Annotated in this window: 16 protein-coding genes; 13 read left to right on the top strand and 3 right to left on the bottom strand. The window is 49.6% G+C overall.

Going from position 1 to position 14,150, the window contains the following annotated elements; all coding sequences use genetic code 11:
- Positions 1-8 precede the first annotated feature (8 nt).
- The gene (gene mobB / locus ABGT88_RS04000; RefSeq protein WP_346700576.1) at positions 9-1,262 is read right to left on the bottom strand and encodes a conjugal transfer protein MobB; all 1,254 of its coding nucleotides are present in this window, start codon (positions 1,260-1,262) and stop codon (positions 9-11) included.
- Positions 1,252-1,722, bottom strand: a complete 471-nt coding sequence (gene mobA / locus ABGT88_RS03995; RefSeq protein ID WP_346700574.1) for a conjugal transfer protein MobA — start codon at positions 1,720-1,722, stop codon at positions 1,252-1,254. Before mobA ends, mobB begins: the two co-directional genes overlap by 11 nt.
- 673 nt (positions 1,723-2,395) lie before the next feature.
- Here mobA and ABGT88_RS03990 point away from each other — a divergent pair.
- The 5 genes from ABGT88_RS03990 (at position 2,396) to ABGT88_RS03970 (ending at position 6,102) form a co-directional block, all read left to right on the top strand.
- Positions 2,396-3,163 carry a ParA family protein gene (locus ABGT88_RS03990; protein ID WP_072545507.1) on the top strand — a complete coding sequence of 256 codons (768 nt, stop codon included), beginning with the start codon at positions 2,396-2,398 and terminating at the stop codon, positions 3,161-3,163.
- Positions 3,160-3,597, top strand: a complete 438-nt coding sequence (locus ABGT88_RS03985) for a DUF3408 domain-containing protein (RefSeq protein ID WP_346700572.1) — start codon at positions 3,160-3,162, stop codon at positions 3,595-3,597. The genes ABGT88_RS03990 and ABGT88_RS03985 overlap by 4 nt, the downstream gene beginning before the upstream one ends.
- Before the next feature lie 2 nt (positions 3,598-3,599).
- On the top strand, positions 3,600-4,055 hold the full coding sequence (locus ABGT88_RS03980; protein ID WP_346700570.1) for a DUF3408 domain-containing protein: 456 nt from the start codon (positions 3,600-3,602) through the stop codon (positions 4,053-4,055).
- Between the two features lie 2 nt (positions 4,056-4,057).
- Positions 4,058-4,813 (top strand): DUF4122 family protein, encoded by a 756-nt coding sequence (locus tag ABGT88_RS03975; RefSeq protein ID WP_346700568.1) that lies wholly within the window; start codon positions 4,058-4,060, stop codon positions 4,811-4,813.
- Between the two features lie 383 nt (positions 4,814-5,196).
- Positions 5,197-6,102 (top strand): energy transducer TonB, encoded by a 906-nt coding sequence (locus ABGT88_RS03970; protein ID WP_270361011.1) that lies wholly within the window; start codon positions 5,197-5,199, stop codon positions 6,100-6,102.
- A 16-nt stretch (positions 6,103-6,118) separates the two neighbouring features.
- Here ABGT88_RS03970 and ABGT88_RS03965 read toward each other — a convergent pair whose 3' ends face one another.
- A complete protein-coding gene (locus tag ABGT88_RS03965; RefSeq protein WP_346700566.1) occupies positions 6,119-6,562 on the bottom strand; it encodes a hypothetical protein in 444 nt (147 codons plus the stop codon).
- 524 nt (positions 6,563-7,086) lie between these two features.
- On the opposite strand from ABGT88_RS03965, the gene ABGT88_RS03960 reads away from it, so the two are divergent.
- From ABGT88_RS03960 to traM, 8 genes are read left to right on the top strand one after another with little or no spacing between them, the layout of a single operon-like run.
- Positions 7,087-7,383: a DUF4134 domain-containing protein gene (locus ABGT88_RS03960; RefSeq protein ID WP_072531852.1), complete on the top strand. Its 297-nt coding sequence runs from the start codon at positions 7,087-7,089 to the stop codon at positions 7,381-7,383.
- A gap of 2 nt (positions 7,384-7,385) precedes the next feature.
- Positions 7,386-7,718 (top strand): DUF4133 domain-containing protein, encoded by a 333-nt coding sequence (locus tag ABGT88_RS03955; protein WP_346700564.1) that lies wholly within the window; start codon positions 7,386-7,388, stop codon positions 7,716-7,718.
- Positions 7,715-10,213, top strand: a complete 2,499-nt coding sequence (locus ABGT88_RS03950) for a TraG family conjugative transposon ATPase (protein ID WP_346700562.1) — start codon at positions 7,715-7,717, stop codon at positions 10,211-10,213. The genes ABGT88_RS03955 and ABGT88_RS03950 overlap by 4 nt, the downstream gene beginning before the upstream one ends.
- Positions 10,214-10,245: 32 nt before the next feature.
- Positions 10,246-10,878 carry a DUF4141 domain-containing protein gene (locus ABGT88_RS03945; RefSeq protein WP_346700560.1) on the top strand — a complete coding sequence of 211 codons (633 nt, stop codon included), beginning with the start codon at positions 10,246-10,248 and terminating at the stop codon, positions 10,876-10,878.
- Between the two features lie 18 nt (positions 10,879-10,896).
- The gene (gene traJ, locus ABGT88_RS03940; RefSeq protein WP_032944415.1) at positions 10,897-11,901 is read left to right on the top strand and encodes a conjugative transposon protein TraJ; all 1,005 of its coding nucleotides are present in this window, start codon (positions 10,897-10,899) and stop codon (positions 11,899-11,901) included.
- Positions 11,902-11,921: 20 nt separating this feature from the next.
- Positions 11,922-12,545 carry a conjugative transposon protein TraK gene (gene traK / locus ABGT88_RS03935; RefSeq protein ID WP_029426967.1) on the top strand — a complete coding sequence of 208 codons (624 nt, stop codon included), beginning with the start codon at positions 11,922-11,924 and terminating at the stop codon, positions 12,543-12,545.
- A 12-nt stretch (positions 12,546-12,557) separates the two neighbouring features.
- A complete protein-coding gene (locus ABGT88_RS03930; protein WP_346700558.1) occupies positions 12,558-12,851 on the top strand; it encodes a TraL conjugative transposon family protein in 294 nt (97 codons plus the stop codon).
- A 4-nt stretch (positions 12,852-12,855) separates the two neighbouring features.
- Positions 12,856-14,148: a conjugative transposon protein TraM gene (gene traM, locus ABGT88_RS03925; protein ID WP_346700556.1), complete on the top strand. Its 1,293-nt coding sequence runs from the start codon at positions 12,856-12,858 to the stop codon at positions 14,146-14,148.
- Positions 14,149-14,150 lie beyond the last annotated feature (2 nt).

The following is a 14,150-nucleotide window of genomic DNA, read 5'->3' as shown; positions in this document are numbered from 1 at the left end:
GTCGGTTTTTATTGCAGCCCGCGATAACGGCGTTTCTTCTTTTTCTTGCGTTGCAGTTTGCGGGCGAGAGCCTCTTCCTGCGGGTCAGGACCGTTGATGTCGGGACTGAATATCCCGAAAGCCTGCTCGATGGTACTTTCCATGCTGTCAGAAAGGCTCTCCCGTGTGTCGGCATATTGTCCGGGAGCTTCCTGTTCCGGAAATTCCTGCGGCCTGCTGAAAAGCTGTTCGAAGGCGTTGGCGGAAAACTCCTTGCCCAAACGGGAGCCGTTATATACCTCACGGTTCTTGTGGTCGATGAAGGTCACGCCGTAGATGCGGCCTTCCTCGTTTTCCCTGAACACCACGTCGATGCCCTTTTCCCCGAGAAGCCGGATGAAGTCTTCCCGGTTTCCTCTGCAGCCGTGCATGGCCAGCGCGACGGTATCATTGATTTTCGGCTGCCATTTCCGGGTCCTGAAGTCACGGACGTTTACGGCAATCCTTTTTTCTATTCCTTCGTAGCCGAAGCGCTTGCCGATGAGTGAAGATTTGATGGGCGTGCATACCGGCCTGCCCGTATCGTCCGTCAGGGTATAGACGATACCGTTGTAGGGTGAGCCTTCAAATTCTCCCCGAACCTGTTTGGCCTCGATGTTGAAGCATGAGAGCATGGCACTGAACTCCCCGAATGTCTGGAAGCGGTAGGCGGTGAACACACTTTTGAGGATATTGCCGACCTGACGTTTCACGTCCCCGTCCCGGTAGTCCGCCTTCTTGAGATACGGTTCCAGCAGTTCGTTCCGCTTGTCAGCCACAGGCTTGAGTCCGAATCTGTTTTCCAGTTCCCGGCAGGCTTTCATCGAGCGGTTCCATTCGTATGCGTCACTGATTTTCTCGCCGTTCTCCTTCACGCAGGTGGAGACGATATGGACATGCCTGCGGTCGATGTCCTCATGCAGATAGACGATGTAGGGCTGGTCGCCGTAGCCCATCTTCTGCATGTACTCACGTGCCAGTTCCGCGAACTGCCCGTCCGTGAGGCGGTCGTCCACCGAGGGATTCAGGGAGATGTGCAGTACCGGCTTCTCCGTGTTCCTGTTGGCGGCGAGGTAGCTGTCGAAAGCCCACAGCGTCTGCTGCATGACATTGTGGGGATTTCCGGTGAGGTCGGTAATCATGCGGTTGCCCGCGATGATACGGGCGGTTGCCTCGTCCACTTTACGCTGGTTGTAGATGACCGCCCCGTAGAGCGATACACCCCGGTTGATTTTAGCCACCATTCTGCTGTTCCTCCTTCCTTCTTTTTATAAGGTATTCCTCCTCGAATTCCCGGGTAAGCATGACAATTCGCTTGCTCAGTACCACCAGGTCAATGGTAGCTTTCTCCAGATTGCGGAGCAGGACGAACGCCCGCTTCTCGCCGAAATTGGACTTGACGGCTTTCACCGTCTGGTTGTAGTTGTTGCCGATGGCCTGGAACTGGTGGTAGAAATTGGTCAGTCTGATGTAGTAGTCCATCGCCGCCTTGTCGATTCTGACCACCTTCATTTCATGTCCGAAAATCATCGCCTTGATGAATCTTGCCCGTTGTTTCATCCCGGATTTTTCAAACAGCAGCTCGAAATTTCCGTTCTCTTCCGAAGTCAGTTTGATACCGTAGCGGAATACTGCCGGGTCGGTCTTCGGTTTTCTGCCCGTGCTTCTTCTTGTTCTTCTTTTACTGTTTTCTTCCATACGCATTGAGATTTTCTGTTTCTGATTTTACGTCATGGATTTCCGACTTTGGAGGAAATCCCTCCCGAGCCTTCAGGCGAGTGGCAAGTTTGTTTTGGGATGCCCGAATCATTTCGGGCTGCCCAAAACACAACTTGCTATGTTCGCTTGAACATGAATTTGCCTGAAATCAAATTGAGTTTTGACCTTCAGCCTCATTCTTCGGCTTCGGGATAGCTCCATCCGGCATCCATTCCGTTGTCGGTGGCAAAGTTACGGCGGTATATTTATCTGTAAAACAGAGGATTATATGTAACAAGATGTCATACGATGACAAGGGTCGTCACCGACTCCGGATGATGGCGATTATTCGGGAAAATCCTTTTTTATTTGCAGTGCGGACGGTTGCAACCAGCCTTCTGATAGCGGAATAATGGTCATATTATCCGATGATTCCGGTAACGGTTGGGATGATGGAAGCAATATCGGACGGGACCGTTGACGGATTGTCATGACCAACAGACAGACCGCGGATGGAAGCGATGTCGGAAAGATGCGGTAACAGTAGCATCAAAGGTTATGACACTGGATGATACCGTTAATGGATGCGGATTTGGATGGTTGGAAAGAAACGTCTGCGGATTCACGGATTAGTGGATGACACCGGTATTTATTCAATAACAATTAAAAAGAAAGACTTATGAGTAAAGAAACTTTGTTCGTTGCGATCAGCAACCAGAAAGGAGGGGTCGGGAAATCGGCCCTGTCCGTAGTGCTTGCCAGTTACTTCCATTTCGAGAAGGGACTGAACGTGGCTATCGTTGACTGTGACTCTCCCCAACACAGTCTCGTACGTATGAGGGAGCGTGACAAAAAGGCTGTTTCCAACAGTGCCTATTACCGGCAACTGATCAAACAGCAGTGGAACCAAGTGCAGAAAAAGGCCTATCCCATTGTAGGCTCCACCGCTGAAAAGGCAAGGGAGGCGGCTGATGCGATTGCGGCAAGCGGGGATTACGACCTTATTTTCGTGGATCTTCCCGGAACGGTCGAGTCCACCGGGGTATTCCGTACGATTGTCAATATGGATTACGTGCTTACTCCCACCGTTCCGGACCTGATTGTGATGCAGAGTACGCTGTCCTTTGCCACGACTGTACTTGACCATATCAAGAAGATGGAAAATACCCCGTTACTCAAGGACATCTTCTTTTTCTGGAACAAGTTGAAAAAACGTACCAATGTGGAGATTCTCAGGTCATATTCGGAAGTCATGAGGGAGCTGCATCTGACAGTCCTCGACAGCACGCTTCCTGACCTGTGCCGTTATGAAAAGGAGATTACCCATGCCAAGCGTGCCTTTTTCCGTTGCACGCTGCTGCCGCCTCCGGCCAGACAACTGGAAGGCAGCGGACTGGTGGAACTTGCGGAAGAACTTATGGTCAAACTTAAACTTGGACAGTCATGAAAAAGAAAATCGTAGAGGTGGACGAAGATGTCCTGAAGGATATCATCGTCGGCGACATACCTGTTTTCGGCAAGGACAGCCCCGCCCCGGAAGAAAAGGCCGTAGAACGGCAGGAAGCGAAAAGCCCCGCCGCAACCGTACCGGCAGATACTCCAGCGGAAAAGCCCTCCGTGGAGAAGCCCAAAAGGAAAAAGGATGAAACCTTCGGATACCGGGAAAGGTTTCTGGTCAATATACCCGCGTCAAACCGTTCCCATGTGTATATCAACCGTGAAGTGGCCGAGTGCATCAAACGGGTACTGCCTGTCATCGCTCCGGAGATGAGCATATCCGGCTTTATCAGCAATATCCTTGTGGACCATCTGCAGAAACACTGGGACGAAATCAACGAATTGTATAACAAAGAGTATTATAAACCATTAAAACCATTTTGATTATGACACAGATTATTTTTCAGGCCATTGTTGCCTGTTGCTGCATTTACACTGTTTACAGATTGTCATTGTTTATTTTCCGTAGGCTGTTCAAGGGCAGGAAAAGCGGAAAGGATGTCCGCGACGTTTCTGTAGAAACGGCAGACATCACAAGACATGACAATGGGGATGATGATACTTCCGAAATAACATTTGAGGTACTGGAAAACACATCCGCTTTCAAGTCTTCGGAAACCGGTTCTTATAAATCCTCCTATTTGGTAAGTTATCCTGTAGGCAACCGGATACAAGTATATATCAACCGGGAGAGTTATGCCTACATCAAGCGTTTTCTGGCAGTTACCGCTCCTGAGATGCCCATTTCCGGTTTTGTAAACAGGATTATAGATGAACATTTGAAGAAGTACGAGCATGAGATGTCAAAGCTGTACATGGAATGTATTACCAAACCTTTATAATTATGACTGAGATATTTTATTTTACCGTGAAGGCAGTATGTGCTGTCTATATATTGTGCCATTTGTGGACATTCATTTTCCACAGACGTATGTACGGAATATGGGACCGCATTTTAAGACTGATGCGGATTGCCCGTGTCAGAATGTGGAGATACCGCAGACAACGCAAGGAAGAGGCGGAGCGTCGTGCCCGCAGAAAGGCAAGGCGCAGAAAGCCGGAAACGGATAACTCCAAAGGAAAAACCGAAACGGTTGTTCCGTCCTCTTCTTCGGATGACGATGATGTGATAGGCAAGACAAAGGTCATCTATCTGGAAGACCCGAAAGTTGCAAGGATGACTCCAACCCGTTCCGAGCCGATGGAGAAAATTCCATTGGAGGAAGACGAGGATATCGGTTCTGATGATGTGGAGCAGGAAAACAAAGGGCTGACGGAAGAAGAGCGTGAGGAACTGATGGCTCCCGTAGATACCGAACCCGACCCGGATTTCAACACGGCATTGACAATCGAGGAAATAAACAACGTAGCGGAAGTACTTACTTCCGGGATTGTTGACGAACAGAAAGCCCTGCGTGCCGCAAGAACCATCCATTACAAACTGAGTGAAACGGAGATACTGGCTTTCCTGACCGACAAGCTGAGCAATCTGGATAAGGTAAACGGTTTGCTTGACAAGTATCTGGGTAGCCGGAGGGGTGTATCAGGGAGAAAAGGCAGTAAGGAAGATGAGCCTTTCGATATAGATAAGTATGCGTGATCAAGAAGTTCAAACGTGGCCAGTCTGAAACGGTTAGGCCGTTGAAAGAGATACAGGTTGAATCTGAAAGAGTGATACGCACATGAAAACTTTGCTTTCATATCCCTGCTTCCCCTTTTCGTATTTAGGGAGAAGTGGGGGTATTTCATGAATAGGGATATGAAGCCTTTATCCGGTTTACACAGGCAGGAAGTGTTTTTTATAAGTGAAGTAAAAAGCACTGTAGAAATTGTTGTTAAATGAATTGTATTGTCATGGGATCAAAACAGTTTAGATAAAACAATAAGAGTTAATTGTCTTAAACTTAACAGAAAAGGAATAGTCTGATAATTAGTCAGGTTGTTTCTTTTTCTTATTTTTGAGTATCATTATTATGACTGGTTATGAAGACGCTTTTGTTTATATTGCTTTCGTGGATTGTAGTGAACGGACTTTCTGCCCAGAACAACCATTTTGCTGATATATCCGTTTTGTCGGCAAGCAAGATGCAGGAAGAGAGGATGAAAGAAAAATGTCTGGACAGTATTTGGCGTGCAGAGAACATTTGGAATTTGGGCGTTTTGGACATGTCGGGAAAACCATTTAAAGACTTGTCCGTAATCGAATCTCCAAGATGGGCAGTATGGGGTTATGATCTGGAGAAATATTTTACTTCCCGGATGGTTTATCCCAAACATATGTTGACAAAGAACCAGGCCGGATATTCCATCGTCATGTTCTCTCTTGATACTTTAGGCTTGCCTCATAATGTCAGTATTCTGACAACCAGGCATAAAGACTTTGACAAGGAAGTAATCAGATTGGTTAAGGAGCTTCCACACTGTCTGCCATGCCGGGACAAGAACGGCAAACGCATGGAATGTCTATACACGGTATATGTTCCATTTCTGCCACAACATTATAGAGACAGAGTAAAGGCAGACAGTATTGCAGAAGAAAATGCGAAACAGAGCTTTGTAGAATGGGAAGCCGTGTCTTATTTCCAAGATGGAAAACCGGGTGCTGCACAAGATTACATCACTCAACGCCTGGTGTATGACCCTTCATTGTTGGGCGACAAACAGCAAATAAGAGGACTTTATACGATACGAATCAATTCGTATGGAGAAGTATATGAGGCTGATGTTGTGCGAAGTTGTGGAATACAGGAATGGGATAATCAAGTATTGGAAATAATCAAAGACATGCCTCGCTGGACGCCCACTATCAATTATTATGGCAAAGGGGAATATCGCAATTCTGTATGGACAACACCCATATTCTTTAAGAAGGGAGAAAAGACAGACTGATTGGTTAAAGGAAAGTTTATAATTTACTATTCAGTAAGTTATTCAACTTTTGTATGCATGATGCTTCCAATGTTCCTATGTAGAATTTTTTTAGGCTTCCATTTCTAAAGTGAATATTAATTCCTAATGTTTTTCCGTAGAAAAATCCATCCTTAAATATTTCAAATTTATGGATGTTTTTGAAAGGGATAAATTCTTTTTTAAGCAATCCTGCAATTAAAAGAGACTCTTTATTGAAAACTATTTTTTTTGCACGTTTCATTAGAATGAATCCACTTAATATACATGGGATTATATATACATACCAAATATGTTCATTATGTGATATGACTGCTAAAAATGATGTACAAGCAAATAATAGAATTATTGTACTGCTTATGTATTTGTATGTAAATTGCATAATTGTTATCAAAAGATTGTTGAACATGCTATAAGTCCTATCCCTATAGTTTGTTGTCATAAAGTTACCTGTCACCATAAGGAATAACAATATTTGTTGGATTGTCATCCATGCGTTTATAGAGTTCAAAGGTAGGCATTTATTTAAAATGATGTTCTCTGTTCGTCGCCTTTTTATTGCAATATCTCTATAACTGGTCCTCCTTTCATTCCCGTTTGGTTCACATATTTTTCTTTAGTCCGCATTTTCCTGTATCAGCCATTGTTCCAGCTATCAGGAAATGAGCTTCTTTTTATCTCCTTTTACATACCGTTTGTCCTTTATGAAAATCCGTCGTATGTACGGATTATGATTCTCTGCTATTCCGGCTGTCGCATGTCGAGAAGTAGCGAAGGCACGAGCTACCTTCGCCGGAAGGATCAAAAGCCGTTTTTCCACTGTTTTTCCGTTGCTGGAATCCCCCTACCGATGTAACGTAATGACACCCGATGTCACGCATCGTCAGTATTGTAAATCAATGAATTACGTATTATATATTCGTGGTCGAAATCATTTTTTGTCTCACCAATTAAAAGTTTCGACACATGAAAAAAAGATTCTTTTTTGCAGCCATGGCGCTGCTTGCAACGACAGGGGCTTTCGCCCAGGGTAACGGTATCGGTGGCATCACTGAAGCCACCAACATGGTCACTTCCTATTTCGATCCGGGAACCAAACTGATTTATGCCATCGGAGCCGTGGTCGGCCTTATCGGGGGCGTGAAGGTCTATTCCAAGTTTTCCTCGGGAGATCCCGACACCTCCAAGACGGCAGCCAGCTGGTTCGGCGCCTGCATCTTTTTAATCGTAGCCGCCACCATCTTACGTTCATTCTTCCTCTGATTATGGCGAAGTATCCTATCAACAAGGGAATCGGCCGCAGCCCTGAGTTCAAGGGGCTGAAAAGCCAGTACCTGTTCATCTTCGCCGGCGGACTGCTCGCCCTGTTCGTTCTGTTTGTCATCATGTACATGGCAGGCATCGACCAGTGGGTATGTATCGGTTTCGGTGTCACCTGCGCCTCGGTGCTTGTCTGGGTGACTTTTCGCCTGAACACGAAATACGGTGAATGGGGACTGATGAAATTGCAGGCGCTGCGTCGCCATCCCCGCTACATCATCAGCCGGAAGAGTTTCCTCCGGTTGATTTGTCCAACCCTGAAAAAACGAAGCGTATGAGAAATGTAATGAAAGCCGCCACGCTGGAAAGCCGGTTTCCGCTGATGGCCGTCGAACACGGGTGCATCATCAGCAAGGATGCCGACATCACCGTGGCCTATAGGGTGGAACTGCCGGAAGTGTTCACGCTGACACGCGCCGAGTACGAGGCCCTCCATTCCACATGGGCGAAGGCTGTGCGGGTTTTGCCGAATTACAGCATCGTCCACAAGCAGGACATCTTCATCGAAGAGAGCTACAAGCCCGACATCTGCCGGGATGACCTGAGTTTCCTCAGCCGCAGCTTTGAAAGGCATTTCAACGAACGGCCATACCTGAACCATACCTGCTATCTGTTCCTGACCAAGACCACGAAGGAACACAGCCGCACGACCAGCAGCTTTAACGCCCTCACGCGCGGGTTCATCATCCCCAAGGAGATGCAGGAGAAGGATACCGTCGCACGGTTCCTGGAATGCTGCGGGCAGTTCGAGCGTATCGTGAACGACAGCGGCCTGGTCCGCATGGTCAGGCTGACGGACGAAGAGATTATCGGTACGGAAACCTCCGCGGGCATTATCGAAAAGTATTTCTCGCTCTCGCAGGAAGATACGGCCAGCCTGCAGGACATCACTCTCGGAGCCGGGGAAATGAAGGTCGGTGACAAGCTGCTCTGCCTGCATACCCTCTCCGAAACTGAGGATTTGCCGTCATCCGTGGGTACGGACAGCCGTTATGAACGGCTGTCCACGGACCGCAGCGACTGCCGCCTGTCCTTTGCCGCACCGATAGGGATACTGCTCACGTGCAACCATATCGTGAACCAGTATCTCTTCATAGACGATTCGGCGGAGAACCTGAGGAAATTCGAGCAGACCGCCCGCAACATGCACTCGCTGTCCCGTTACAGCCGCTCCAACCAGATCAACCGTGAATGGATTGAGGAGTACCTGAACGAGGCGCACAGCAAGGGACTCACTTCCATCCGTGCGCACTGCAATGTCTTTGCATGGAGCGACGACCGCGAGAAGCTGAAGCGTATCAAGAATGATGTGGGCAGCCAGATTGCCCTGATGGAGGCCAAGCCCCGCCATAACACGGTTGATGTGCCGACACTCTTCTGGGCGGCCATTCCCGGCAATGCCGGCGATTTCCCGTCTGAGGAAAGCTTCTACACCTTCATCGAGCAGGCCCTGTGCCTGTTCATCGGGGAAACGTCCTACAAGGATTCGCTTTCTCCGTTTGGCATCCGCATGGTGGACCGTCTGACCGGAAAACCTGTCCATCTGGACATCTCCGACCTGCCGATGAAGAACGGTACGATTACCAACCGCAACAAGTTCATCCTCGGACCTTCGGGCAGCGGAAAGTCATTCTTCACCAACCACATGGTGCGCCAGTATTACGAACAGGGAGCGCATGTGCTGCTGGTGGACACGGGAAATTCCTATCAGGGACTGTGCAGCCTTATCCATGCCCGCACGCATGGCGAGGACGGCATCTATTTCACCTATGAGGAGAGCGATCCGATAGCCTTCAATCCTTTCTACGTGGAGGACGGTACTTTTGATATCGAAAAGAAGGAGTCCATCAAGACGCTTATCCTTACCCTGTGGAAACGTGACGACGAGCCGCCGACACGTGCCGAGGAGGTGGCACTCTCCAACGCGGTCAATCTCTTTCTGGAGAAGATACGCACGGACAGTACCGTGGTTCCGTCCTTCAACACCTTCTATGAGTTCATTCGCGACGAGTATCAGGAAATCCTGAAGACCAAGCGTACACGGGAGAAGGATTTTGACGTGTGGGGATTCCTGAATGTGCTGGAACCCTATTACAAAGGTGGCGAATACGACTATCTGTTAAACTCCGACAAGCAGCTTGATCTGTTGTCCAAACGCTTCATTGTCTTCGAGTTGGACAATATCAAGGACAATAAGGTACTATTTCCGATTGTCACTATCATCATCATGGAAACCTTCATCAACAAGATGAGAAAGCTGAAGGGAGTACGCAAAATGATTCTGTTGGAGGAGGCATGGAAGGCCATTAGCAAGGAAGGCATGGCGGAGTATCTGAAGTACCTTTTCAAGACCGTCCGAAAGTTTTTCGGCGAGGCTGTTGTCGTTACCCAGGAGGTGGAAGATATCATTTCGTCACCCATCGTCAAGGGAACCATCATCAACAACAGCGACTGCAAGATTCTGCTGGACCAGCGGAAGTATGTCAACAAGTTCGATGAAATCCAGTCCCTGCTGGGCCTGACCGACAAGGAACGTGCCCAGATTCTCTCCATCAACATGGCCAACAGCCCGTCCCGCAAGTACAAGGAAGTGTGGATAGGTCTCGGCGGAACGCAGTCGGCGGTCTATGCCACCGAGGTCTCGCCAGAAGAGTACTATACCTACACGACCGAGGAGACGGAAAAACTGGAACTGATGCGACTTAGCCAGAAACTGGGTGGTAATATCGAGCTGGCAATCAGGCAGCTGGCTGATACAAGAAGAAAACAGTAAAATCATTTATCAACCATTAAACGATTAACCACATGAAGAAAAGAATTTTGACAGCCCTATGCTGTATCTGCCTCCTTTCGGCAGTCAAAGCCCACGCCCAATGGGTAGTGACCGACCCCGGAAACCTGGCCCAGGGTATCATCAACGCCGCCAAGAACATCGTCCACACCTCATCGACGGCCAGCAACATGCTCAACAATTTTCAGGAGACGGTCAAGATCTACCAGCAGGGCAAGGAGTATTATGACGGCCTACGGAAGGTCAAGAATCTGGTACGCGATGCCCGAAAGGTGCAGCAGACCATTCTGATGGTCGGCGACATCACGGAAATCTATGTGACCAGCTATGAGCGTATGCTCAGTGACCCCTACTTCACCCCCGAGGAACTGAGTGCTATCTCCATCGGCTACACGAAGCTGCTGGAGGAGAGTGCCAACCTGCTGACCGACCTGAAGACCGTGGTCAATGAGAACGGCCTTTCGATGAACGACAAGGAGCGTATGGACATCATCGACCGCTGCTATACCGACATGCTGCAATACCGCAGTCTGGTGCAGTACTATACCAACAAGAACATCGGCGTGTCGTACCTGCGTGCCAAGAAACAGAATGATCTCGACCGTGTGATGGCTCTGTACGGTTCACCCAACGAACGCTACTGGTAATTTCAAGGAGGATTGCTTATGGTATTGTTGGCTGTGAATTTTGACAATCTGCACCAGATCCTGCAAAGTCTGTACACGGACATGATGCCGCTCTGTTCGCAGATGACCGGCGTGGCCAAGGGCCTTGCCGGATTGGGAGCCCTCTTTTATGTGGCGTATCGTGTCTGGCAGTCACTGGCCAGGGCCGAACCTATTGACGTGTTCCCTTTGCTGCGTCCGTTTGCTCTGGGTATCTGCATCATGTTTTTTCCGACCATCGTGCTGGGTACGCTCAACAGCATTTTGTCACCCGTCGTGACCGGAACGCACAGGATTCTGGAGACGCAGACCTTTGACATGAATGAGTATCGGCAGCAGAAGGACAAGCTGGAGATTGAGGCGATGCGGAGGAATCCCGAGACGGCCTACCTGGTGGACAAGGAGGCTTTTGACAACAAACTGGATGAACTGGGAGCTCTGGACGCTATCGAGGCTTGCGGTATGTATGTGGACCGTGCCATGTACAACATGAAGAAGTCCGTGCAGAATTTTTTCCGTGAGCTGCTGGAACTGATGTTCAATGCGGCCGCGCTTGTGGTGGACACGCTAAGGACATTCTTCCTGATTGTCCTTTCCATTCTCGGACCGATTTCCTTTGCCATTTCGTGCTGGGACGGCTTTCAGGCCTCGCTGAGCCAATGGTTTGTCCGCTATATCAGCATCTATCTGTGGCTGCCCGTCTCTGATCTTTTCAGCAGCGTGCTGGCACGCATACAGACCCTGATGCTTCAGAGGGACATCGAGCAGCTGTCCGACCCCAACTTCATTCCGGACAGTTCCAATGCCGTGTACATCACGTTCCTGATTATCGGCATCATCGGGTATTTCACGATTCCGACCGTAGCCAACTGGATTGTTCAGGCCGGTGGAGGTGCGGGAAATTACGGCAAGAACGTGAATCAGGCTGCTTCCAAGACGGGCTCCATTGTGGGCGGTGCCGCAGGTGCTACTGTAGGAAATGTGGCCGGAAGACTAATCAAGTAACAATCATAAAACGAATAAGAATGGAATTCAAATCATTGAAAAATATCGAGACCAGCTTCCGGCATCTGCGCCTGTTCGGAATAGTCTATCTGGGTGTCTGCACCCTGCTTGTGGGCTATTCCGTGTGGAAGGCATACAGTTTTGCCGAAGCCCAGCGCCAGAAGATCTATGTGCTGGATGAGGGGAAGTCGCTCATGCTCGCCCTCTCGCAGGACCTGGAGCAGAACCGTCCCGTAGAGGCAAGGGAACATGTCAGACGTTTCCATGAGCTGTTCTTCACGCTGGCCCCTGACAAGAGTGCCATCGAGGGGAACGTACAGCGTGCCATGTTCCTGAGTGACCGTTCCGCCTATTCCCATTACGGGGATCTGGCCGAACAGGGTTATTACAATAGAATAATTTCGGGCAATGTCAGCCAGCGTATCGAGATAGACAGCGTGAAATGCGACTTCAACACCTATCCGTATGATGTCATGACATACGCACGCCTTTTCATCATCCGTGAGAAGAGCGTGACGGAACGCAGCCTTGTCACGCATGGCAGGTTGCGGAATTCCACCCGCAGTGACAACAATCCGCACGGGTTCATCCTGGAAGGGTTCCATGTGCTGGAGAACAGGGATATCAGAATGTATGACAGATAAAACAATGTATGTATGAGAAAAATGTATGTAAAGTTCAAGGATTGTATCGGGGGCAGGCTGCGCGGCCTGTGTGACAGGCTTACACCCCGTCAGAGGGCTATTGTCGTCATCGTGATGGCTTCCCTTTTCGCACTGGTGAATTTCTACATGATTTTCCGTGCGATTTATGACATCGGACGGGAGGATGCCCGGCAGGACATCATCAGGATAACCCCGCTTGAGGTTCCCGACTTTGTGCCTGCGGATACCCTCTCCGATATGAAAGTCCGTGAGATGGAAGAGTTTTTTAACCAGTTCAACAAGTAAGATTATGAGTACAGATGCAGAAAAATTGAAACAGAAGCAGAAAATCAGGAAATATCTGGTTTTCACAGGCATGTTCCTGCTGTTCCTCGGGTGCATGTGGTTAATTTTCGCCCCGTCCGAGAAAGAGAGGCAGGAGGCGGAAAGGAAGACGGGCTTCAATGCCGAACTTCCCGATCCGAAAGGTACGGGTATAGAGGCGGACAAGATGGCTGCCTATGAGCAGGCAGACATGATTCGCCGGCAGGAGGAGAAGAAGCGTACGCTGGCCGACTTCTCCGCCCTGACCGATGGACACAGACAGGATAATGTCCCGGAAACAGAACCGGCGCAGGACATTGCAAGTGAAAATGAAAGCCGTGCGTACCATTCAGGAGGAAACGGCAGGACGGGAGCCTTCGCCTCTTCAGCCTCGGCTTACAACGACATCAACGCCACTCTCGGCAGTTTTTACGAGAGTCCTGAGGAAGACCCGGAAAAGGAAGCCCTGAAAGCAGAGGTGGAACAGCTCAGACAGGCTGCCGCAGCGCAGACGGCCGGACCGAGCTACGAGGAACAGGTGGCTCTGCTGGAGAAGTCCTATGAACTTGCCGCCAAATATATGCCTTCGGGCGGCAGCACGGGAACAGCGGACAGTCAGGAGACGGAAAGTCCCTCAAGGGAGAGGAAGGCGAAAGCCGTTCCCGTCGGGTTGGTGTCCTCTCCGGTCGTGTCGTCCCTTCCTCAGCCTCTTACCGATTCGGTACAGTTCGCGAGACTGCTTTCCGGTGCTGATATTGGCTTCCATACGGCTGTGGGCAGTGCCGGGACACAGATGGCGAGGAATACCATACGGGCCTGCGTGCATGGCGACCAGACCATTATCAGCGGACAAAGCGTGCGTCTCAGGCTGCTGGAGGCTATGCGTGTGGGAAGACATGTGCTTCCCCGCAATACCCTGCTGACCGGTGAGGGACGTATCCAGGGCGAGCGGCTTGGCATTGAAATCCTGCAGGTCGAATATGACGGCAATGTCATTCCCGTGGAACTGACCGTGCTGGACAGTGACGGACAGGCCGGGATATTCATTCCCGGTTCGACGGAAGCGAATGCGGTAAGGGAAGTGGCCGCCAACATGGGACAGAATCTCGGCACGACCATCTCCATCACCAACCAGTCGGCAGGCGACCAGCTTCTCTCCGAGCTTGGACGAGGGGCCATACAGGGCGTGTCGCAGTACATTTCCAAGAAGATGCGCGAGGAGAAGGTGCATCTCAAATCAGGCTACGAACTGATGCTTTATCAGAACCACAATCAATAACC

This window comes from Barnesiella sp. An22, assembly GCF_963931395.1.
Classification (GTDB): Bacteria; Bacteroidota; Bacteroidia; order Bacteroidales; family Barnesiellaceae; genus Barnesiella; species Barnesiella merdigallinarum.
Note: the sequence above shows the minus strand (reverse complement) of the source record. Positions and strands in the feature narration are given on the sequence as shown.